Raw genomic sequence first — 21066 nt, 5'->3', positions numbered from 1 at the left:
CAATGATGTGTGGAGTCTGCGGCCTGCTGGATAACGGGCCGCAGTGGAGCGATCCGCTGCGGCAGGATATCCCCCAACGCCAGCTACGTTTGCAACAGCTGGCACTTCTGAACCGCGCGCTCAAGCCGTGGCGGCTGACGTTAACCGAGTTTCACAACAGCTGGCTGTTAGCCAGCCCGACCGGGCAGCAAATGCTGGTCAACTCACTGGATGTGCTGTGGCAGGAAGCGGAAAAAATGATCCGGCGACCCATTGATCCGCTGGATGATGCCTGGCTTAACGCGTTGTAAGGAGAGCGGATGGATTATCAGGAAAAATTGCCCCTGCACGTGCTGAGCGGTTTCCTCGGCAGCGGTAAAACCACCTTGCTGCAAGGCTGGCTGGCCCAGCAGAACCTCAATGAGGTGGCGTTGCTGGTCAACGAGTTTGGCGAAGTCGGTATTGACCATCATCTGCTCAACCAGGTTGCGCCCGATACCGTGCTGCTGCCGAGCGGCTGTGTCTGCTGTCAGATCCGTGGTGAACTGAAAACCGCACTGCTCGATCTGTTTGAACGTCGGGCACGTGGCCTGCTGCCTCCGTTCCGGCAGGTGATTCTGGAAACCACCGGGTTGGCCGACCCGTCACCGATTCTTTCGACACTGCTGCATGACCGCCAGCTTCAGCATCACTTCAGTCAGGGGACGTTGGTGACGTTGGTGGATGCGGAGCATGCGCGCATGCAGGCGGATGCGCAACCGGAATGGCTGGCACAGGTCAGCGCCGCAGATAAGCTGCTGATCAGCAAAGGTGATCGCATCACTCATGCGCAGCAGACGGCGCTGGCGGACTGGTTGCGCCAGCTCAATCCGCTGGCACAACTCAGCGATACCCGCACTGCACTGGATGACCCGCACCAACTGTTTCGTCTGCCGTTACGCAGCGGTTCACGTCAGCAACGTTTCCGCTGGCTGGGTGACTGCGCCGGGGAGGCGTATCGTCTGGCTCCGGTGACGCCCGGCGTTTCACATCCGGTTACGCAAACCTGCGTGATCACCCTACAACAGTCATTAAACTGGCCAGCATTTGCTATCTGGCTGTCAATGCTATTACATTGCCACGGTCGCACGGTGCTGCGGATGAAGGGCATTTTACGTGTCAGCGACAGCCGCTCGCCGATTGTCATCCACGGCGTGCAGCATACCTTACATCCGCCGGAGCATCTGCACGACTGGCCCGGTGAGCTGGAGAGTTCAAAACTGGTATTTATTTTGCGCGGTCTGGAGGCCGATCGCCTGCAACAGGCGTTCAGCCGCTACCTGCGGGCGTTTGAGGAGCCATAACGGTATGAATTCTGCGGCAGTGGTCAATGACCAACTGACCTTACGCGTGCTCGGAACCTCCGTCACGCTGCTGGAGATGCTGCGCGTGCGCGCGGAGCAGGATCTCGGCATCAAAATTGAATATCTGTTGCGCAGCGTAGAAGATGCGCAACGTATTGCGGTGATGCATCCCGAAAGTTACGACCTCTACGATCAGTGGTTCCACAACATCGATTTTGTCTGGCCTGCGCGTGCCATTCAGCCGCTGGAGATCAAACGTCTGACCTGGTGGGACGAGGTTAATGCGCTGGCAAAAACCGGCACCCTCAACGCCAATGGCGTGTTGGCTGACGGCAGCGTGCCCTCGCAGCGTTTGTATGTGCAGCGTGATTTACACCTTGGCAGCCAGCCGAGCGATCACATCAGTATGCTGCCGCTGACCCACAATGCCGATAGCTTTGCCTACCACGTAGATCGACTGCCTGCGGCGTTGCGTGATGAGCCGGAGAGTTGGGGCTGGCTGTTGCACCCGGCACTGACCGGTCAGGTGGCGTTGCAGGAAGATGCCGCGATGGGCGGCCTGGATGCGGCGCTGGCGATGCAGGGGGCAGGATTGGCGCGTTTTGCCAATACCGGTAACCTGGCGCTGGAAGAGATCGATGTACTGACGCAGGAACTATCGCGTCTTAATCGTCACGGGCATTTTGCCGCCTTCTGGGCCACGCAAGAGCAAGCCTGTGATTTGATTGAAAACCGCCAGGTGGAGGTACAGAGTCTGTGGGCACCGATCTATTTCCGCCACCACTTCCATCAGCGTGGTTATAAGATGGCGCACCCGCGTGAAGGGTATCGCGCGTGGTATGGCGGCATGTCGTTGTCCCGCTGCGCCACGGGCCGCATCAAAGACGCCGCCTATGACTACCTCAACTGGTGGCAATCCGGCTGGCCGGGGGCGGTGATGGCACGGCAGGGGTATTACATCTCCAATCCGGCGCGTAGCCGTGCCCATCTCTCTGCCGCTGAGTGGGATTTCTGGTATGGCGGCAAACCCGCAGCGGAAATGCTGTACGACGCATGGGGTGCGCCCTTGATACCGGAAGGCGAAAGCCGTGACGGTGGCAGCTATGAACAACGCATGAGCCATATTGCCGTCTGGAACTCAGTGATGGATGAGCATAATTATCTGACGCGCCGTTGGCAGGATTTTTTGCGTTCATAATCAACCCTTTAATGCGCGATAAATCGCGCCGCTACAACCAGGATCAACAACCGTAGCGGCGCGATTTATCGCGCTTTTATTTTAAATGGATTTTGTAGTTATATGGTGACAAAATTAGATTAATAGATTGTTTGTCACCATATGGATACATTGGAGGCGTTATGTTGCCGGGCATGAAAGCGATTGGCCTGAAATGTCGTGAACGGCGTAAATCCAAAGGCTGGACTCAACAGGTTGCCGCCGCACGGGCGGGGATTCAGCGTACCCTGGTTTCAGAGATCGAAAACGGTGTCTACACCGGTTCGCTCAAGGCATTCACCCTCTATCTGATCGCACTGGATCTGATGCTAACGGTACAAACCGCGGGCCTGCCGCAGTTGGATGAACTGGAGGCGTTGTTTGATGATGACTGACCTGAGCCAACTCTCTCGGCCAATCCGCCAGATTGAAGTCTATAACGGCGGTGAGTACAGCGGCAGATTGTTGCATGAACACGGCAGCTATAACTTCACTTATGCCAGCCCGGTGAGCCGTCGCGTGTCACTGACCATGTTACCGGACCATCGCATGGGCTATAACGCGGGTCGCTTGTTTAACATCTTTGAGATGAATATTCCTGAAGGCTATGTTCGTTACCATATCGCGGAGCGTTTGCGCCGCTACGTGGGGACCATCTCCGACATGCTGTTTCTGGCATTACAGCAAGATAGCGGCATTGGCGCGCTTTCCTATGTCAGCGATATCAATTTGCCGCGCCCCACGCCGGAAAAGCTGGATGATTTGCTGCGCTGGGATCAGAAAGAGAGCGCCTTCCAGTACCTGCTGAACAAGTATTTGCTGCAAACGACGATCTCTGGTGTGCAGCCCAAAGTGATGATCAGCAGTGAAAGTCGCGGAACGGTGCTGTATCCCAATTTGATTGCCAAAACCGGTGATGAAGAGTATCCCCGTCTGGCGGAAAATGAGTTTATTTGTATGTCCCTGGCGCGCGCCTGTGGATTACCGGTGGCTGATTTCTGGCTCTCGGATAACAAAGAGTTGTTCATCATGGAACGCTTTGATATTCATGGAGAAAATCGGCTGGCAATGGAAGATTTTTGCGTGCTGGCAGGTAAGACTTCCGACCATAAATACGCGGGATCTTATGAAACCGGTGCCAGAATTGTCAGCCTGTTTACCCGCGATCAATCGCAGATCGAGTTGTACTGGCGCTATGTGTTGTTCAGTTGCATGGTGGGCAACGGTGATGCACATCTGAAAAACTTTTCGCTGGTTTATCAGGCCGCCGGGAACGCCACCCCGCAACTCTCGCCGTTATACGATGTGGTCAATACGCAGATTTATCCCACCAACGATAACGAACTGGCGCTGAAGCTGAATAAAAGCAAGCAGTTCCCCGATCGTGATAGCCTGATCAAATTTGGTCGCGAGTTAAAAATTATTCATCCGGAACGTGTGCTGGAGGAGTTTGCCGATGTCATCAGCACCCAACTGGCGCATGCCGGGTTGCTGGCTGACTTTCCGGCATTGCAGGCCGCGATTGGACGCTCGCTGACTCGCAGCGGCGCAACTAACAACCTGTTTATGGTTACTGATGTCAAAAGACCGAAGAAAAGAAAGACCGACGCATTGCTGAAATGAAGCACTCAAAATGTATCTATATAGTGACAATGTTTAATTAAATCCTAATTTGTCTCTATATGGTGACAATAAAAGCGGCGACCCGCAGGCCGCCGAAGCATCTCAACTCTCAATGGCAGTGAACATTGAGGAAGCAGTGGCAACGCAATGATGAAGTCTTAACCTTTGACACCTCCGGCGGTCAGCCCGCTGACCAACCAGCGCTGTGCCAGTAAAAACACCAGCGTAATCGGGATGGCGGAGAGCACTGCCGCCGCCGCAAAATCGCCCCACAGGTAGTTTTGCGGATTGAGATATTGCTGCATCCCCACCGCCAGCGTGTAGCTGTTGACGTCGCGCAGCAGCAGCGAGGCAACCGGCACCTCGGTAACCGCCGCGATAAAGGCAAGGATAAATACCACCGCCAGAATCGGCACTGACAGCGGTAATAACACCAGGCGAAACGCCTGCCACGGCGTGGCACCATCCAGGGCGGCGGCCTCTTCCAGCGAGCTGTCGATGGTTTCGAAATAGCCTTTGATGGTCCAGACATGCAACGCAATGCCACCGAGATACGCAAAGATCACGCCACCGTGGGTATTCAGGCCGAGAAACGGCAGGTACTGGCCCAGACGGTCAAACAACGCGTAGAGCGCCACCAGCGATAACACCGCCGGAAACATCTGGAAGATCAGCATGCCTTTTAACAGGCTGGCGCGCCCGGTGAAGCGCATACGGGCGAAGGCATAGGCACAGGTAGTGGACAGTGCCACGATACCGAGTGCGCTAATCCCGGCGATTTTGATGGAGTTCCACAGCCACAACAGCACCGGGAAGGGCGGTGGCGTCACGCTACCATCGGCATGCTGAACGCTGAAACCGAGCGCCAGTCGCCAGTGTTCCCACGATATCTGGTCCGGGATCAGACTTCCGGTAGCAAAGTTGCCCGCGCGTAGCGAGATCGCCACCACCATCAGCAGCGGGAACAGGATGGCTGCGATAAACGCCAGCAACACCAGATGTGTCAGCAGCAGGCGCAGTTTCTGCGATTTGGGTTGTACCATTGCCATACCGTCTCCTTAGTCGAATTTCATCCGCACGGCTTTCAGGTTAATCACCGCCAGCGCGCCCACCAGCAGGAAAATCAGGGTAGCGATCGCCGCCGCGAGACCAAAGTCCTGACCGCCACCGCCTTCAAAGGCGATACGCCAGGTGTAGTTGACCAGTAAATCGGTGTAGCCCGCCGGGGTAGTGGTGCCGAGCCGGTCGGGGCCACCATTGGTCAACAACTGCACCAGCACAAAGTTATTAAAGTTAAAGGCGAAGCTGGCGATCATCAGTGGCATCAGGGGTTTCAGCAGCAACGGCAGGGTGATCAGAAAGAAATTTTGCAGCGGTCCGGCCCCGTCCATCGCTGAGGCTTCATAAAGATCGTCCGGGATCGCTTTTAACAGCCCCATGCACAAAATCATCATGTAGGGGTAGCCGAGCCAGGTGTTGACGATCACCAGCATGGCGCGCGCCAGCGTGGGATCGCTGAACCACGCAGGCTGAAAACCTAACAGCGCCTTGAGCATCACATTGATCTCACCAAAGCTCTGGTTAAACAATCCTTTAAAGATCAGGATCGAGATAAACGCCGGGACGGCATACGGCAGGATCAACATCACACGGTATAGGGCTTTGCCGCGCAACGCTTCCCATTGCACCAGGCAGGCCAGCACCATGCCGACCGCCACGGTGAGCACCACAGTCAACAGCGAAAAGATCAGCGTCCAGCCAAAGATCGCCAGGAACGGTTTCTGGATCCCTTCATCGGTGAAGACACGGATGAAGTTTTTCCAGCCGGTATTCACGGTAAAACCAGGGCTGAGTGTCTCACTGCCCCAACTGCCATCGGCATTGATGGTCTGGTAAAAACCGCTTGCTGCGTTAGCGCGGTACGTCACGCCGCTTTGTTGGTTTTTCAGCCGGCCATCGTCGCTCAGCAGATACAGCGGGCGCGTGCCGGAGAACTGGCGCAACGAACTCATCACCAGTTGGCGTCCATCCGGTAATTGCGCATGGATTTGACTCAACGCCTGGCGGTTAGAGGTAATCACCCGCAAGCTGGCTCGTTCACCGGCAGTCGGCGTTGCCTGCGTGAGTTTCAGCGTCTGTTCGCCGCCGAAGCTAAACGGGGCGGAGACGAAGGTCTGGCCGTTCTCGGCCTCGCTCAGTACCAGTTGCCAGCGTTCTCCGGCAGCAATCAGGTTGAAGTTTAATCCTGCGCCATCCTGATACTGGCGGCTCAGCAACACCTGCTGCGCGCGTTCCAGCGTCAGCTGGTTGGTGCTGCTGTAGTTGGTGAAGGCGATGGCCACGGTACAGACCAGCGGAAACAGCACAAACAGCGCCATACCGGCGATACCGGGATAGACATAGCGCCAGGCATACGCACGACGGTTGGCATAGATCGCGATCCCGAGCGCGCTGATAACCAGCGAAATCAGCGCAAACAGGTATTCGCCCTGGATATACATCAGCACCAACAGGTAGCCGACCAGCAGACAGCAGATCCCGACGAGAACGCCCTTTAGCAACCTGCTTCTCGTTTGCGGTTTTCCTGACATGATTCGGTTTTCCTTAACAGCCAGTGACGAGCCGGATCGCTCCGGCCCGACGAGTGGAAATTACTTATTCAGACGTGCTTTGGCATCTTTCAGCGCGGCGTCAACGCTCTGACGGCCGCTCAGGGCGTTGAGCGTGGCGGTGCGCATCGCGTACCAGAAGGCGGCCATCTGGGGGATGTTTGGCATAATGTCACCGTTCTGGGCGTTACTCATGGTGGCAGCAATGCGCGGATCTTTTTCCAGCTGTTGCTGGAACGATTTGAGCGCCACGGCCCCCAGCGGTTTGTCTTTATTCACCGCTGCCAGTCCCGCATCGGTCAGCAGATAGTTTTCGAGGAACTCTTTCGCCAGCTCTTTATTCGGGCTGGCGGCATTGATCCCGGCGCTCAACACCCCGACAAAGGCTTTCGACGGCTTGCCGTTCAGCGTCGGCAGCAGGGTGACACCGTAGTTGATGCCGCTCTTATCGATATTGCTCCACGCCCAGGGACCGTTGATGGTCATGGCGGTCTGGCCCTTGTTAAAGGCCGCTTCCGCGATGGAGTAGTCGGTATCGGCATTGAGGGTTTTGGCTTTGACCTGATCCACCAGGAACTGCAACCCGGCTTTGGCCCCGGCGTTATCTACCCCCACATCTTTGACGTTGTAATGACCATCGGCGTATTTAAAGGCATAGGCACCGCCCGCCGCCAGCAACGGCCAGGTGAAGTAGGGCTCTTGCAAGTTGAACATCAGGGCGCTTTTACCTTGCTTGCGCATTTGTTTATCCAGCGCAGCGATTTCTTCCCAGGTTTTCGGCGGGGAGGGCAGTAAATCCTTGTTATAAATCAGCGACAGGGCTTCAACTGAAATCGGATAACCGATCAGCTTACCGTTGAAACGTACCGCGTCCCAGGTGAACGGAATGATTTTTTCCTGAAAATTTTTATCCGGCGTGATTTCCGCCAGCAGGCCGGATTCGGCATAGCCACCAAATCGGTCGTGCGCCCAAAAGATGATATCCGGGCCGTCGCCGGTGGCGGCGACCTGCGGATATTTCTCTTCCATTTTGTCCGGATGTTCCACCGTCACCTTGATGCCGGTTTCCTGCTCAAACTTTTTCCCCACTTCAGCCAGGCCGTTATAGCCTTTGTCACCGTTGATCCAGATGACCAGTTTTCCCTCTTCGATTTTTGCCATCGCGGTTGCCGAAAATAACACGGCAGAAAGGGCAGATAAGGCGAGAATGCGTGCGCCGGTTTTCATCGTCATAACTCCATCCTGTTAGCGGAAACGGAAATTTCTGTTGTCGCCACATTGTGTTGATTCCTGTCGGCTTCTCATCCTCCTGTCTTCTACGCCTGGCGCGCGTTCAATGTGATCGCCATTGCAAAATCACCCGGTTATCACGGTGTGACGCACAAAAATGGCACTGCCAGTTTGTATTGCCGATCACAAAAATGCGTTCCGGCCAGCGTTTCCGTGACTTTCCGCCGTCGCCTCCTCCTCCCGTCTCCTCCCCCATAAATCCGCCCGGTGTGGAGGATGTTGCGCCCGTCCGCCTTGCCCATAGTGGTCGCCGGAGTCTGCCCGCCGCGATACGGGCAAGGATTAGCAAGCTGAGAGGAAAAGCATCATGGCGAGCGTCGCGTTACGCAATGTCACCAAGACCTGGGGCGACACCGAGGTATCGAAAGATATCAATCTGGAGATAGGTGAAGGGGAGTTCGTGGTTTTTGTCGGTCCGTCCGGCTGTGGTAAATCCACGCTGTTACGCATGATCGCCGGGCTGGAAACCATCACCAGTGGGGAATTGTTGATTGGCGATCAGCGCATGAATGATGTCCCGCCTGCCGAGCGTGGCGTCGGTATGGTGTTTCAGTCCTACGCGCTCTATCCCCATTTGTCCGTGGCGGAAAATATGTCCTTCGGCCTGAAACTGGCCGGGGTGAAAAAAGCGGCGATCCAGCAGCGAGTGAATCAGGTCGCAGAAGTGCTGCAACTGGCACATTTGCTCGATCGACGCCCCAAAGCGCTGTCTGGCGGCCAGCGTCAGCGCGTGGCGATTGGCCGCACGTTGGTGGCGGAACCGCGCGTGTTCTTGCTGGATGAGCCGCTGTCGAATCTCGACGCCGCGCTGCGCGTCCAGATGCGGATTGAGATTTCCCGTCTGCATAAGCGCCTGAAACGCACCATGATCTATGTGACCCACGATCAAGTCGAGGCGATGACGCTGGCAGACAAAATCGTGGTACTGGATGCCGGGCGCGTCGCCCAGGTTGGTCGTCCACTCGAACTTTATCACTATCCCGCCAACCGCTTTGTCGCCGGTTTTATTGGCTCCCCCAAGATGAATTTTCTGCCGGTTAAAGTGACCGCGACCTCGATTGAGCAGGTCCAGGTCCGTCTGCCCAACGATCAGCTGGTGTGGTTGCCGGTGGACAGCGCCGGGGTACAGGTGGGCAGCAACATGTCGTTAGGTATTCGCCCCGAACATCTGATTTCCAGCGATATCGCCGATGTCACCCTCGAAGGTGAGGTGCAGGTCGTCGAACAGCTGGGTTTTGAAACGCAAATTCACATCCAAATCCCCGCCATCCGTCAGAACCTGGTGTACCGCCAGGAGGACGTGGTGCTGGTAGAAGAGGGCGCCCTGATGGGCATTGGCCTGCCGCCAGAACGTTGCCACCTGTTCCGTGAGGACGGTAGCGCCTGTCGCAGGCTGCATCAGGAGCCTGGTGTTTAGCCCCGTAAAAACAAGAAAAGCAATGACCTCAGGAGATAAAAACATGTTAACTCTGCGCAAACTCCCTCTCGCGGTTGCCATCGCGGCGGGTACGCTCTCTGCCCCGTCCATGGCGGTAGATTTTACCGGCTATGCCCGTTCCGGCATCGGCTGGACCGGCAGCGGCGGTGAACAACAATGTTTTCAGGCAACCGGTGCGCAAAGCAAATACCGTCTGGGTAACGAATGCGAAACCTATGCCGAGTTAAAACTGGGCCAGGAAGTGTGGAAAGAGGGCGATAAAAGCTTCTATTTCGACACGAACGTGGCCTACTCGGTGTCACAGCAAAACGACTGGGAAGCGACCTCTCCCGCCTTCCGTGAAGCTAACGTCAAAGGCAAGAACCTGATTGATGCCCTGCCGGGTTCAACCATGTGGGCAGGTAAACGCTTCTACCAGCGTCATGACGTGCATATGATCGACTTCTACTACTGGGATATCTCCGGTCCGGGTGCCGGTCTGGAAGATGTTGATCTCGGCTTCGGTAAGCTCTCCTTTGCGGCAACCCGTTCGTCAGAAGCGGGCGGTTCCTACACCTTCTCCAGCGACCAGACGCGTGATTACGCCACGGCTACCGCCAATGACGTGTTCGATATCCGCCTTGCTGGCCTGCAAACCAACCCAAATGGTGTACTGGAACTGGGTGTCGATTACGGGCGGGCTAACGAGCGTGATGGCTACCATCTGGAAGATGGCGCATCCAAAGATGGCTGGATGTTCACAGCGGAACACACGCAAAGCATGTTGAAAGGCTACAACAAGTTTGTGCTGCAATACGCTACCGATGCCATGACCTCGCAGGGCAAAGGGCTGCCACAGGGCACCAGCCTGAACAACAACGGCAATATGTACCGCATCCTTGACCACGGGGCGATCTCGCTGGCCGATGACTGGGACCTGATGTATGTCGCGATGTACCAGGATATTGATCTCGACAATAACCGTGGTACGCAATGGTACACCGTGGGTGTGCGCCCGATGTACAAATGGACGCCGATCATGAGCACCCTGCTGGAAGTGGGTTACGACAACGTCAAGTCGCAACAGGCCAATGAACGCAATGGTCAGTACAAAATCACCCTCGCGCAGCAATGGCAGGCTGGCGACAGCATCTGGTCGCGTCCGGCACTGCGTCTGTTTGCTACCTACGCCAAATGGGATGAAAAGTGGGGTTATACCAAAGACTCCTCTGGCGATATCACCTCATTTGCCGCAGCGGACAGTAGCGGCAATGGCATCTTAACCAACAGTCGCGGCAATAACGACGAGTGGACGTTTGGGGCGCAGATGGAGATCTGGTGGTAAGCCCATCCACCCTGAATTAACAACGTTATCCCTTCATCGCAGCGGCGGCCATTGCCTGGCTCAGCCGCTGCTGATCTGCCCAATAAGGTCAAAACAATGAAAATGACAAAAACACTGGCGGCGCTGTGCCTGAGTGCCGCGCTGATGGCAGGGCAAAGCCTGCCTGCGTATGCGGATATCACCCTGGTGCCACAGGACCTCTCGGCCGCACCCACCTTCCCGGCGACCAGCCTGCAACAGTTGAGCTGGCTACCGGTAGATGCTTCACGCACCCAGGTAAGCAAGCTGTCAGACGTCAATGCCGCGACAGGTGCGGCTGGCGTGACAGGGGCCATCGCCGCCTATAGCTTGCCTGCCAACATTGGTGAGCTCAATGTGACCTTAACCAGCGAAGTGGAAAACAATCAGGTGTTCGCACCGAACGTGCTGGTGCTGGATGAAAACCTGCGTCCTGCCGCCTGGTTTCCGAGCAAGTTCTTTACCTACCAGCAGCCGGGGGTAATGACACCCGATCGGCTGGAAGGACTGATAAAACTGACGCCAGTACCCGGACAGCAAAAGATTTATTTGCTGGTGTTTACCACCGAGCAGGATCTGACACAAACCACCACGTTGCTGGATCCGGCCAAGGCATTTGCCAAAGGCACCAGCAACGCCATCCCGGATATTCCGGACCCGATTGCCCGCCATAGCCGCAGCGGGACGCTGAAACTGAAGGTTAAAACCAGTTCGGGATCGTCAATCCTGGTGGGGCCACTGTTTGGTTCGTCCGGCCCGGCCCCGGTGATGGTAGGCAGCACGCAGGCGGTTGCGCCTGCACCTGCGCAAGTGACAACGTCACAAAAAACCCCGAGCGCGCCAATTATGAACGACACCGAGAGCTACTTTAATCACAACATCCGGCAGGCGGTTGAACAGGGTAACATTGATAAAGCGCTTAAACTGCTGGATGAGGCCGAACGTCTGGGGTCAACAACAGCGCGGCCAACGTTTATCAGCAGTGTTAAAGGCAAGGGGTGAGACTTCCCCGACAGTGCTGAGTTGCCCCACCTGGTGCGCTACGGCGCACCTTTTTTATGTGCAATCCGTAGCGGCGCGATTTATCGCGCGGGTTTGGCAGTACCTGGCAATGCCTGAAGAGCGCGCGATAAATCGCGCCGCTACATGACGAGACACAAAACTAACTGACCTGCCGTCGCTGGTGGATATCGGCCAACAAGGCATTGACCTGCGGATCGCGAAATAACGCTTCCAGCGTGACGCACAGTTTACGCCGCCAGTTGGGATAGTGATCGGTGGTACCGGGCACATTGACCGGCGACGCCATATCCAGCCAATCCTCCGGCTGTAACCCCAGCAGCGCACTGCGACTATCCGCCAGATAACGATGCATGGCATGGTTAAGCGCGCGACTCATCGCCCCATGCCGGGCAAATTCAGGCAGGTAGCCGGTGTGGCGCAGGCTGCGTAGCAGCGCCTGTTTCGCGGCGTGGCGTTGCTGGTGTAAGCCGGCAAGGATCACGCTGTCGGGATACAGCCCCAACTCACTGCCGAGCGACAGATCATCGCTTTGCCACCAGCCGCGCAGCGTCGGCATATCATGCGTAGTGGCAACGGCCATCGCCTGACGCAACCATTGCCGCGGTGGGCGGAAATCTTTCGTCGAAGTTTGTTCAAAATACAACACTTTGTAGGAGTAAACCCCGGCGTCCCGCAGTTTGTCGATGATCGCGTCCGGCACTGTCCCCAAATCTTCGCCAATCACCATGCAACGATGACGCTGACTCTCCAGCGCCAGGATGGCCAGCAGATCATCGATCGGATAGTGGACATAGGCACCCTGTGCCGCGTTGCCGTCGCGCGGGATCCACCACAGGCGCAGCAACGCCATCACATGATCGATACGCAATGCCCCGCAGTCGCGCATATTAGCCCGCAGCAAGCTAATCCAGGGTTCATAGGCCCGCGCCTGCATCACCTGTGGATCCATCGGCGGCAATCCCCAGTTTTGACCGAGTGGACCGAGGATATCCGGCGGCGCACCGACGCTGGCTTGCAAACAATACAGCTCGCGGTCGCCCCAGGTTTCCGCTCCACCTTGCGCGACGCCTACCGCCAGATCGCGGTATAACCCGATGGGCATTTGCTGTTGCTGGCACACCTCCCAGCATGCCGCAAACTGGCGGGCGGCCAGCCACTGTAGCCACAGATAAAAATTCACCTCGGTGCTGTGTTCAATACGGAAAGCGCGAACCGCAGCGCTGTTGGGGTGTTGCCACTCCTGCGGCCAAACCGGCCAGCCATAGTGGCTCGCGTCCTGCGCCATCAACATCGCATGCAATGCATCAAATACGCCCTGCAACTGCAAACTTTCACCGCCAGCGGCGACAAAGGTGTCAAAAGCGCTAAGGTCGGGATCGGCCAGTTCTCGCTGCCGGAAGTGACTCCATGCCAGACGCAGGGCGGTCAGCTTCAGTTGGCTGACCGCGCGGTAATCAACCCAGTCGCAGGCACGCGCAGCCTGCCATGCCTGCTGGGTCGGAGAGGAGTGCCACCAGCGTTGTGCGTCTTCGCTTTGACGAAAATCCTCGACCGCATTCACATCAATATACAGCACGTTCAACCAGCGGCGTGACGACGGACTGTAGGGGCTGGCGCTCTCCGGCATGCCCGGGAACAAGGCGTGCAGCGGATTCAGGCCGATAAAGGCACCACCACGTTGTGCCAGCTGCTGGAGCATGCGTTGCAGATCGCCAAAGTCACCGATGCCCCAGTTATGATCTGATCTCAGGGTGTAGAGTTGGACGCAGGCTCCCCACAGGGATTCACCGTTCAGCAGTTCGGCAGGCTCATAACAACGTGACGGTGTCACGATGATCGCGCAGGTCGTCGTGTTGCTGTCCTGCATCAGCGTAAGCTGATGATATCCCTCCGGTAAAGTGGGCAGTTGCAACCGTTGCAGGGCGCTACATTGCCCGGTCCACTGGCGACCGGTTTCGCTTTGCAGCCGCCATTGTGCCGGGCCATTCAGGGTTGGCGATAACACCAGTGGCTGACCGTGCTGAAACACTTTCACGGCGGGTAAAGGGGTGATCTCTGCCGCCGCGGGTTGCATGGCCGCCAGCAGGCGCTGGCGGGTATCAGCAGAAATGGTTTGCGGCTGGCCGTGGGCATCGATGTAATCCAGCGCGATGAGGTTGTTGGGTTTCATCGGATTTCCTCAGCGTGCGGCCTGCCAGATACGTTGCTGATAATCGCGGATCGACCGATCGGAGCTGAACATCCCGCAACGTGCTGTGTTAAGAATGGCGGCGCGCGTCCAGGCATCCTGATCGGCCCACAGTGCTTCCGCCTGTTCCTGCGCTTTCAGGTAATGGCGGAAGTCTGCCAGTACCAGATACGGATCGCCGCCTTGTGCGCCGAGGCTGTGCAGCAGCGCGCTAAAGGCGTTGGTATCTCCTGCACTGAACGTACCGTCCTCAAGGGCTTTTAACACCTGATCGAGCTGCGGATCCTTTTTACGCCACACTGCGGGGGCGTAACCCTGCGCTTTTAACGCGTTAACCTGCTCAACGGTATGACCAAAGATAAAAATATTCTCGCTGCCCACCTGCTGCGCAATCTCAACATTAGCCCCATCAAGCGTGCCAATGGTCAGTGCACCGTTCAGCGCCAGCTTCATATTGCCGGTGCCAGACGCCTCTTTCCCGGCGGTGGAGATTTGCTCGGAAAGATCGGCCGCTGGGATCAGGCGCTCGGCCACCGAAATGTTGTAGTCCGGGATAAACACCACCTTCAGACGATTGCCGACGCGCGGATCCTGGTTGATGACCTGAGCCACCTGGTTGATGGCGTAAATGATGTTTTTCGCCAGTGCATAGCCTGGCGCCGCTTTGGCACCGAACAACACCACGCGCGGGGCCAGATTTGCCTGTGGATCGCTGACCAGCGTCTGCCACAGCGCAATGATATGCAGCAACGTCAGATGTTGGCGTTTGTATTCATGCAGACGCTTAATCTGTACATCAAACATCGCTTCAGGATTAATCGCGATGCCGGTGCGTGCCAAAATCCAATCTGCCAGCGCAACTTTATTGCGCTGCTTGATGGCGCGATAGTTGGCGCGGAACGCCGCATCAGCGGCAAAAGCTTCCAGCCCCTGCAACGCATCGAGGTTGTTGATCCAGGGTTGTTGCAACGTGTCGCTGATCAACCCCGCCAGCGCCGGGTTGCACTGATTGATCCAACGGCGCGGGGTGATGCCGTTGGTAACGTTATGAAATTTCTCCGGCCACAACGTGTGGTATTCAGGAAACAGATCCTGTACCACCAGTTGGGAATGCATCGCCGCCACGCCGTTCACCGCAAAACCACCCACCACGCACAGGTTTGCCATACGCAGTTGGTTGTTATGTACCAGCGCCAGCTTTGCCCAGCACGCGTCATCACCCGGCCAGCGGGCTTCCACCTGTTTTTTCAACTGCGCATTGAGGGTAGTAATGATCATCATATGACGTGGCAGCAGGGCGCGTACCATACGCACATCCCAGCACTCCAGCGCTTCCGGCATCAGGGTATGGTTGGTGTAGGCAAAGGTGCGTTGGGTGATATGCCATGCCTGATCCCAATCCATCTGATGCTCGTCCAGCAACAGACGCATCAGCTCGGGAATGGCCAGCGTCGGATGAGTGTCATTTAGTTGAATCACCTCATGATCCGGCAAGGTGGCGATGGCGCGACCGGCCTGATGATGGCGGCGCAAAATATCCGCCAGCGAACAGGCACACTGAAAATATTGCTGCATCAGACGCAGCTTTTTGCCCGCCGTATGGTTGTCATTGGGGTAGAGCACTTTGGTTAGCTTCTCGGCATCAATGCCCGACTGCTCCGCACGCAAAAAGTCACCATCGTTAAAACGTTGCAGGTCGAAAGGCTGCGCGTGCCTTGCCTGCCACAGACGCAGTGGCTGCGTTACGCCATTTTGGTAGCCCACCACCGGCAGATCCCAGGCTTCGCCCTGCAACAGAAATGCCGGTTCCCAACGGCCATTGATCACCTTGCCACCCAGGCCAACCGTGACGTTCAGCGCTGCATTATGGTTAAACCACGGATAGCGATCGCGCTGCCAGTCATCCGGCAATTCATGTTGTTGTCCATCGACGAAACGCTGACGAAACAGGCCGTATTGATAATTCAGGCCATAGCCAATCGCCGGTTGCCCGACGGTGGCCATGGAGTCGAGAAAACAAGCCGCCAGACGGCCAAGCCCGCCGTTGCCGAGGGCGGGATCGGTTTCGCACTCCAGCACGTCACTGAGGCTGATGTCCCATGTCTTCAACGCATCGTTAACCGCGTCATACCATCCGAGGTTCAACAGGTTGTTGCCAGTCAGGCGGCCAATCAGAAATTCCATTGAGAGGTAGTTAACGTGACGTTGCGGCGTAGGGGCGGGTGGAGCAGGCTGGTCAGCCACCCTGTCGGCCAGCGCGCCGCTCAGGGCTTGCCACCATTGATGCGGTGTCATATCGCGCGGATCGTCAAGGCCAAAACGCTGCCACTGGCGCGTCAGAGAGGTGATAAAACGTGCATGATCAAATAGCTGTGTCATAACCGGATGTCCTGTAAGAGCGAAGAATATCTGTCCGTCAGTGTGCCTGTCGGTGACGGCTCGCTCCTCCTCCTGCGGTAAATTCACCAGGGAGGATAAGTGGGGTGGAGAGGGTGAGGGGAATCTGAAACCGGGCCAGGAATGTGATAACTGCCGCTTTTGTAAAGATTACTTAATGAGTTTGCTTGCAATCGTTCCACGAATAATTGAAGTTGTGTGAATAATAATTTCGAAGCGTAAAAATAATCGCTAAATGTAAGGGAGATGCATGCGCCTATGTTAATACCCTCGAAACTCAGTCGCCCTGTCCGCATGGAAAGCACCGTAACGCGCGACCGTCTTCTGCAAAAACTCACCGCAGCCGGTAACTATCGGCTGGTGTTGGTGACCAGCCCGGCTGGCTACGGTAAAACCACGCTGGTTTCACAATGGGCGGCGGATAAAACTCATCTGGGTTGGTATTCACTGGACGAGGGCGATAATCATCCCGAACCGTTTGCCGATTATCTGATTGCTGCTCTGCAACAAGCCACGCAAGGGGGCTGCCCGCGCAGCGAACAACTGGCGCAGAAGCGCCAGTACATGACGCTCAATACCTTATTCGCACAATTGTTTATTGAGGTGACGGAGTGGCAGCAACCGCTGTGGCTGATTATCGATGATTATCATCACATTACTAATCCGGCCATTCATGAAGCGATGCGTTTCTTTTTACGTCATCAGCCGGATAACCTGACGGTTATTCTGTTGTCACGTAATTTACCGCAACTGGGGATCGCCAACCTGCGGGTACGCGAACAATTGATTGAACTGACCAGCCAACAGCTGGCCTTTACCCATCAGGAGGCGAAGCAGTTTTTTGATGGTCGTCTGACGGCACCGCTGGCCAGCGAAGAGAGCAACCAGTTGTGTGATGACGTGGCCGGTTGGGCCACCGCCTTGCAGTTAATCGCGCTTTCCGCGCGTCAGGGGGCCAGTTCTGCGCAGGTCTCCGCGCGGCGTCTCTCCGGCATCAACGCCAGCCATCTTTCCGATTACCTGGTGGAGGAGGTACTCGATAACGTTGACGTTGCTACTCGCCATTTTCTGCTGAAAAGCGCCTTGCTACGCTCGATGAACGATGCCCTGATCACTTGCGTCACCGGCGAAGAGAACGGGCAGATGCGACTGGAGGAGATTGAGCGGCAAGGGCTTTTTTTACAGCGGATGGATAATTCCGGGCAATGGTTTAGTTATCATCCCCTGTTTGGCAGCTTTTTGCGCCTGCGTTGTCAGTGGGAACTCGCCACAGAGTTGCCCGCCATCCATCGCGCTGCTGCGCAAAGCTGGATGGCGCAGGGTTTTCCGCGTGAAGCGATCCATCATGCGCTTGCTTCAGGTGATGCCGGTATGTTGCGTGATGTGCTGCTGGTCCATGCCTGGACTTTATTTAACCAGAGCGAGTTAACATTACTGGAGGCCTCACTCAAAACATTGCCCTGGGAGACGCTACTGGAAAACCCGCGCCTGGTGTTATTACAGGCGTGGCTGATGCAAAGTCAGCACCGGTTTTATGAGGTCAACAGCCTGCTGGCGCGCTTTGAAGAGGCATGCTGTAGCGATATTGACGACGCGTTACGCGGGGAATTCAACGCCGTCCGCGCTCAGGTCACTATCAACAATGGCAACGCCGAGGAAGCCGAACATCTGGCAATGCTGGCGTTGGCAAGCCTGCCTGACAGTTGTTACTACAGCCGTATTGTTGCCACCTCGGTGCTGGGTGAGGTGATGCATTGCAAGGGCGACCTGGTGAATTCACTCAAGCTCATGCGCCAGACCGAACAGATGGCGCGGCGGGATGAAACCTGGCACTACGCGTTGTGGAGTCTGATCCAGCAGAGCGAAATCCTGTTTGCGCAGGGCTTTTTACAAGGCGCTTACGAGACACAGGAGCGGGCATTTGTACTGGTGAATGAACAGCACCTGGCACAATTCCCCTTACATGAATTCCTGCTACGCATCCGCGCCCAGCTGATGTGGGCATGGGGCAGGTTAGAGGAGGCGGAACAGGCAGCGCGGGCCGGTATTAAGGTGTTGAAAGGCTATCAGCAACAGCAACAAATCCAGTGCCTGGGTCTGTTGGTGCAATGTTCACTGGCTCGCGGGAATCTCGACAATGCGCGTAGCCATCTGAATCGGCTGGAAAACTTACTCAACAACGGTAACTGGCACAGCGACTGGATCGCCAATGCGGATGAAGTACGGGTGATTTACTGGCAAATGATCGGGGATAAGCAAAGCGCCCATTCCTGGATGCGTCAGACGGCGAAACCCGCATTTGCCAATAATCATTTCCTGCAAGGCCAGTGGCGCAACGTGGCGCGCGCTCAGATCCTGCTGGGCAATATGACGCAGGCCGAAGTGGTGCTGGATGAACTGAATGACAATGCCCGTGCCTTACGGTTAATGAGCGATTTAAACCGTAATTTGTTGCTGATGAATCAAATCTACTGGCAAACCGATCGTAAGGTCGACGCGCAGCGCACATTGATTGAAGCCCTGAAACTGGCGCGCAGCACCGGTTTTGTCAGCCACTTTGTGATTGAGGGCGAGATGATGGCGCAACAGCTGCGTCAACTGCTTCAGCTCAACATTCTGGATGAACTGGATAATCATCGGGCGCGCCGTATCCTCGATGAACTGAATAAACACCATCGGCACAAATTTGCCCATTTTGACGAGGGTTTTGTCAGCCGGTTATTAAACCATCCGGATGTGCCGGAGCTGATCCGCACCAGTCCGTTAACACAACGCGAATGGCAAGTATTGGGGCTGATCTATTCTGGATACAGTAATGAACAGATTGCCGGTGAGCTGGATATTGCGGCGACTACCATTAAAACGCACATTCGAAATTTGTATCAAAAGTTAGGGGTATCACATCGATCTCAGGCGGTGAATCAGGCGCAATCAATGTTAAGAATGATGGGGTATGTTTGACATTGACTGTGTGAAGGCCAGGGCCAATAATAAGCGTAGCGCGTGATTTTTTTATGGCCCGGCTTTCTCAGCCTATATCCAGCGTCTATATTTATTACCAGGCGAGTTCATATCGAGGCAGATATGTTTCTAAATTACTTCGCACTGGGCGTTCTTATCTTTGTCTTCCTGATTATTTTCTACGGGATTATTATCCTGCATGATATTCCTTATCTTATTGCAAAATCACGTAATCATCCCCATGCAGACGCGATACATGTAGCCGGTTGGGTCAGTCTTTTTACCTTACATATCATCTGGCCATTCTTATGGATATGGGCCACCCTGTATCGCCCTGAACGTGGCTGGGGCATGCAAAGTCAACATGATTCGCTGGAACAACTCAAATTTCGCGTCGCCGAACTGGAACGAAAACAGGGCATAACTAACGGTCCTCCTACGGAGTAATCGTATGGATTTACTGATTATTTTGACTTATGTTGCCTTTGCGTGGGCCATTTTTAAGATTTTTAAAATACCCGTTAATAAATGGACCGTACCAACAGCCGCCTTGGGTGGCGTGTTTCTGGTTGGCGCGCTTATTTTGTTGATGAATTATAATCATCCCTACACGGCGCTGGCACAAAAAGCGGTGATATCTATTCCCATTACCCCACAGGTAACCGGTATCGTTAAAGAAGTTACCAATCAGCAAAATAGAGAAATTAAACAGGGCGAGATGCTTTTTCGTCTGGACGACACACGTTATCAGGCACGGGTTGACAGGTTAAAGGCCGATTTGGCAACGGCCATTGCGCATATTCAGACATTGAAAAGTCAACTGGATGAAGCGATTGCTAATACCACTAATGTGTCAGCAGAACGGGACCGCTTATTAAAAGACTATCAGCGTTATTTGCAGGGAAGCAAAGCCAGGGTCAATCCTTTTTCTGAAAGTGATATTGATAATGCCCGGCAAAATTATTTGGCGCAGGATGCGCTGGTAAAAAGTTCGGTGGCGGAACAGGCGCAAATTAAAAGCCAACTCGATAGCACCGTAAATGGGGAACAATCACAAATTGTCAGCCTGCGCGCGCAGCTGGCTGAAGCGCAATATAACCTTGACCAAACGGTGGTACGCGCCCCCAGTGATGGCTACGTTACCCAGGTATTGATCCGCCCGGGCACCTATGCCGCCGCCTTGCCGCTACGCCCGGTGATGATATTTATCCCGGAACAGAAACGGCAAATCATCGCCCAGTTCAGACAGAATTCATTGCTGCGCCTCAAAGCGGGCGATGAAGCCGAAGTGGTATTCACGGCGCTGCCGGGGCAAGTGTTTCCCGGAAAATTAATCAGCATTCTTCCGGTGGTACCGGGCGGGAGTTATCAAGCGCAAGGAACGCTGCAATCGCTGACCATCACGCCTGGCTCTGATGGTGTTCTGGCGGTGATAGATCTGCAACCCAACGCGGATGTCGATGCATTACCCGATGGTATCTTTGCTCAGGTGGCTGTGTATTCGGATCACTTTACGCATGTATCAGTGATGCGCAAGGTACTGCTGCGCATGACCAGTTGGATGCATTATCTTTATCTTGACCATTAACATACCGACGTCGCTACGTGAATTCTGCGAGACACGCAGGGTGAATGGTGGTGAGTTTTCACGTAGCGG

General features: G+C 55.5%; 16 protein-coding genes. 11 read left to right on the top strand and 5 right to left on the bottom strand.

What is annotated here, in order from left to right:
• The first annotated feature begins 5 nt into the window (after window positions 1-5).
• The 5 genes from PAT9B_RS22650 (at window position 6) to PAT9B_RS22630 (ending at window position 4161) form a co-directional block, all read left to right on the top strand.
• Complete coding sequence (locus tag PAT9B_RS22650) at window positions 6-290, top strand: hypothetical protein (RefSeq protein ID WP_013511616.1); 285 nt, start codon at window positions 6-8, stop codon at window positions 288-290.
• A 9-nt stretch (window positions 291-299) separates the two neighbouring features.
• A complete protein-coding gene (locus PAT9B_RS22645) occupies window positions 300-1322 on the top strand; it encodes a GTP-binding protein (RefSeq protein ID WP_013511615.1) in 1023 nt (340 codons plus the stop codon).
• A 4-nt stretch (window positions 1323-1326) separates the two neighbouring features.
• A complete protein-coding gene (locus PAT9B_RS22640; RefSeq protein ID WP_013511614.1) occupies window positions 1327-2520 on the top strand; it encodes a PotD/PotF family extracellular solute-binding protein in 1194 nt (397 codons plus the stop codon).
• A gap of 161 nt (window positions 2521-2681) precedes the next feature.
• Complete coding sequence (locus PAT9B_RS22635) at window positions 2682-2933, top strand: helix-turn-helix domain-containing protein (protein WP_013511613.1); 252 nt, start codon at window positions 2682-2684, stop codon at window positions 2931-2933.
• Window positions 2923-4161: a type II toxin-antitoxin system HipA family toxin gene (locus PAT9B_RS22630; protein WP_013511612.1), complete on the top strand. Its 1239-nt coding sequence runs from the start codon at window positions 2923-2925 to the stop codon at window positions 4159-4161. Before PAT9B_RS22635 ends, PAT9B_RS22630 begins: the two co-directional genes overlap by 11 nt.
• Before the next feature lie 158 nt (window positions 4162-4319).
• Here PAT9B_RS22630 and malG read toward each other — a convergent pair whose 3' ends face one another.
• The 3 genes from malG to malE are packed head-to-tail and all read right to left on the bottom strand — an operon-like array spanning window position 4320 to window position 8003.
• Entirely contained in the window at window positions 4320-5210 is an 891-nt protein-coding gene (malG, locus tag PAT9B_RS22625) for a maltose ABC transporter permease MalG (RefSeq protein WP_013511611.1), read from the bottom strand.
• Window positions 5211-5219: 9 nt separating this feature from the next.
• The gene (malF, locus tag PAT9B_RS22620) at window positions 5220-6752 is read right to left on the bottom strand and encodes a maltose ABC transporter permease MalF (protein WP_013511610.1); all 1533 of its coding nucleotides are present in this window, start codon (window positions 6750-6752) and stop codon (window positions 5220-5222) included.
• Window positions 6753-6812: 60 nt separating this feature from the next.
• A complete protein-coding gene (gene malE / locus PAT9B_RS22615) occupies window positions 6813-8003 on the bottom strand; it encodes a maltose/maltodextrin ABC transporter substrate-binding protein MalE (RefSeq protein ID WP_190274675.1) in 1191 nt (396 codons plus the stop codon).
• 364 nt (window positions 8004-8367) lie between these two features.
• Here malE and malK point away from each other — a divergent pair, with 364 nt between their 5' ends.
• The 3 genes from malK to malM all read left to right on the top strand — a co-directional run bounded on the left by malK (window position 8368) and on the right by malM (window position 11842).
• Complete coding sequence (gene malK / locus PAT9B_RS22610) at window positions 8368-9477, top strand: maltose/maltodextrin ABC transporter ATP-binding protein MalK (protein ID WP_013511608.1); 1110 nt, start codon at window positions 8368-8370, stop codon at window positions 9475-9477.
• A 43-nt stretch (window positions 9478-9520) separates the two neighbouring features.
• On the top strand, window positions 9521-10822 hold the full coding sequence (locus tag PAT9B_RS22605; protein WP_013511607.1) for a maltoporin: 1302 nt from the start codon (window positions 9521-9523) through the stop codon (window positions 10820-10822).
• A gap of 96 nt (window positions 10823-10918) precedes the next feature.
• A complete protein-coding gene (gene malM, locus PAT9B_RS22600; RefSeq protein ID WP_013511606.1) occupies window positions 10919-11842 on the top strand; it encodes a maltose operon protein MalM in 924 nt (307 codons plus the stop codon).
• Between the two features lie 160 nt (window positions 11843-12002).
• On the opposite strand, the gene malQ is transcribed toward malM, so the two are convergent.
• Window positions 12003-14033 carry a 4-alpha-glucanotransferase gene (gene malQ, locus PAT9B_RS22595; RefSeq protein WP_013511605.1) on the bottom strand — a complete coding sequence of 677 codons (2031 nt, stop codon included), beginning with the start codon at window positions 14031-14033 and terminating at the stop codon, window positions 12003-12005.
• A gap of 9 nt (window positions 14034-14042) precedes the next feature.
• Window positions 14043-16430 (bottom strand): maltodextrin phosphorylase, encoded by a 2388-nt coding sequence (gene malP / locus PAT9B_RS22590; RefSeq protein ID WP_013511604.1) that lies wholly within the window; start codon window positions 16428-16430, stop codon window positions 14043-14045.
• Between the two features lie 276 nt (window positions 16431-16706).
• Here malP and malT point away from each other — a divergent pair, with 276 nt between their 5' ends.
• The 3 genes from malT (at window position 16707) to PAT9B_RS22575 (ending at window position 20997) form a co-directional block, all read left to right on the top strand.
• A complete protein-coding gene (gene malT / locus PAT9B_RS22585) occupies window positions 16707-19409 on the top strand; it encodes an HTH-type transcriptional regulator MalT (RefSeq protein WP_013511603.1) in 2703 nt (900 codons plus the stop codon).
• A gap of 123 nt (window positions 19410-19532) precedes the next feature.
• Window positions 19533-19856, top strand: a complete 324-nt coding sequence (locus PAT9B_RS22580) for a DUF3302 domain-containing protein (RefSeq protein ID WP_013511602.1) — start codon at window positions 19533-19535, stop codon at window positions 19854-19856.
• Between the two features lie 4 nt (window positions 19857-19860).
• The gene (locus PAT9B_RS22575; RefSeq protein WP_013511601.1) at window positions 19861-20997 is read left to right on the top strand and encodes an HlyD family secretion protein; all 1137 of its coding nucleotides are present in this window, start codon (window positions 19861-19863) and stop codon (window positions 20995-20997) included.
• Window positions 20998-21066: the final 69 nt, after the last annotated feature.

The sequence above is a fragment of the Pantoea sp. At-9b genome (assembly GCF_000175935.2).
Taxonomy (GTDB): Bacteria; Pseudomonadota; Gammaproteobacteria; order Enterobacterales; family Enterobacteriaceae; genus Pantoea.
Note: the sequence above shows the minus strand (reverse complement) of the source record. Positions and strands in the feature narration are given on the sequence as shown.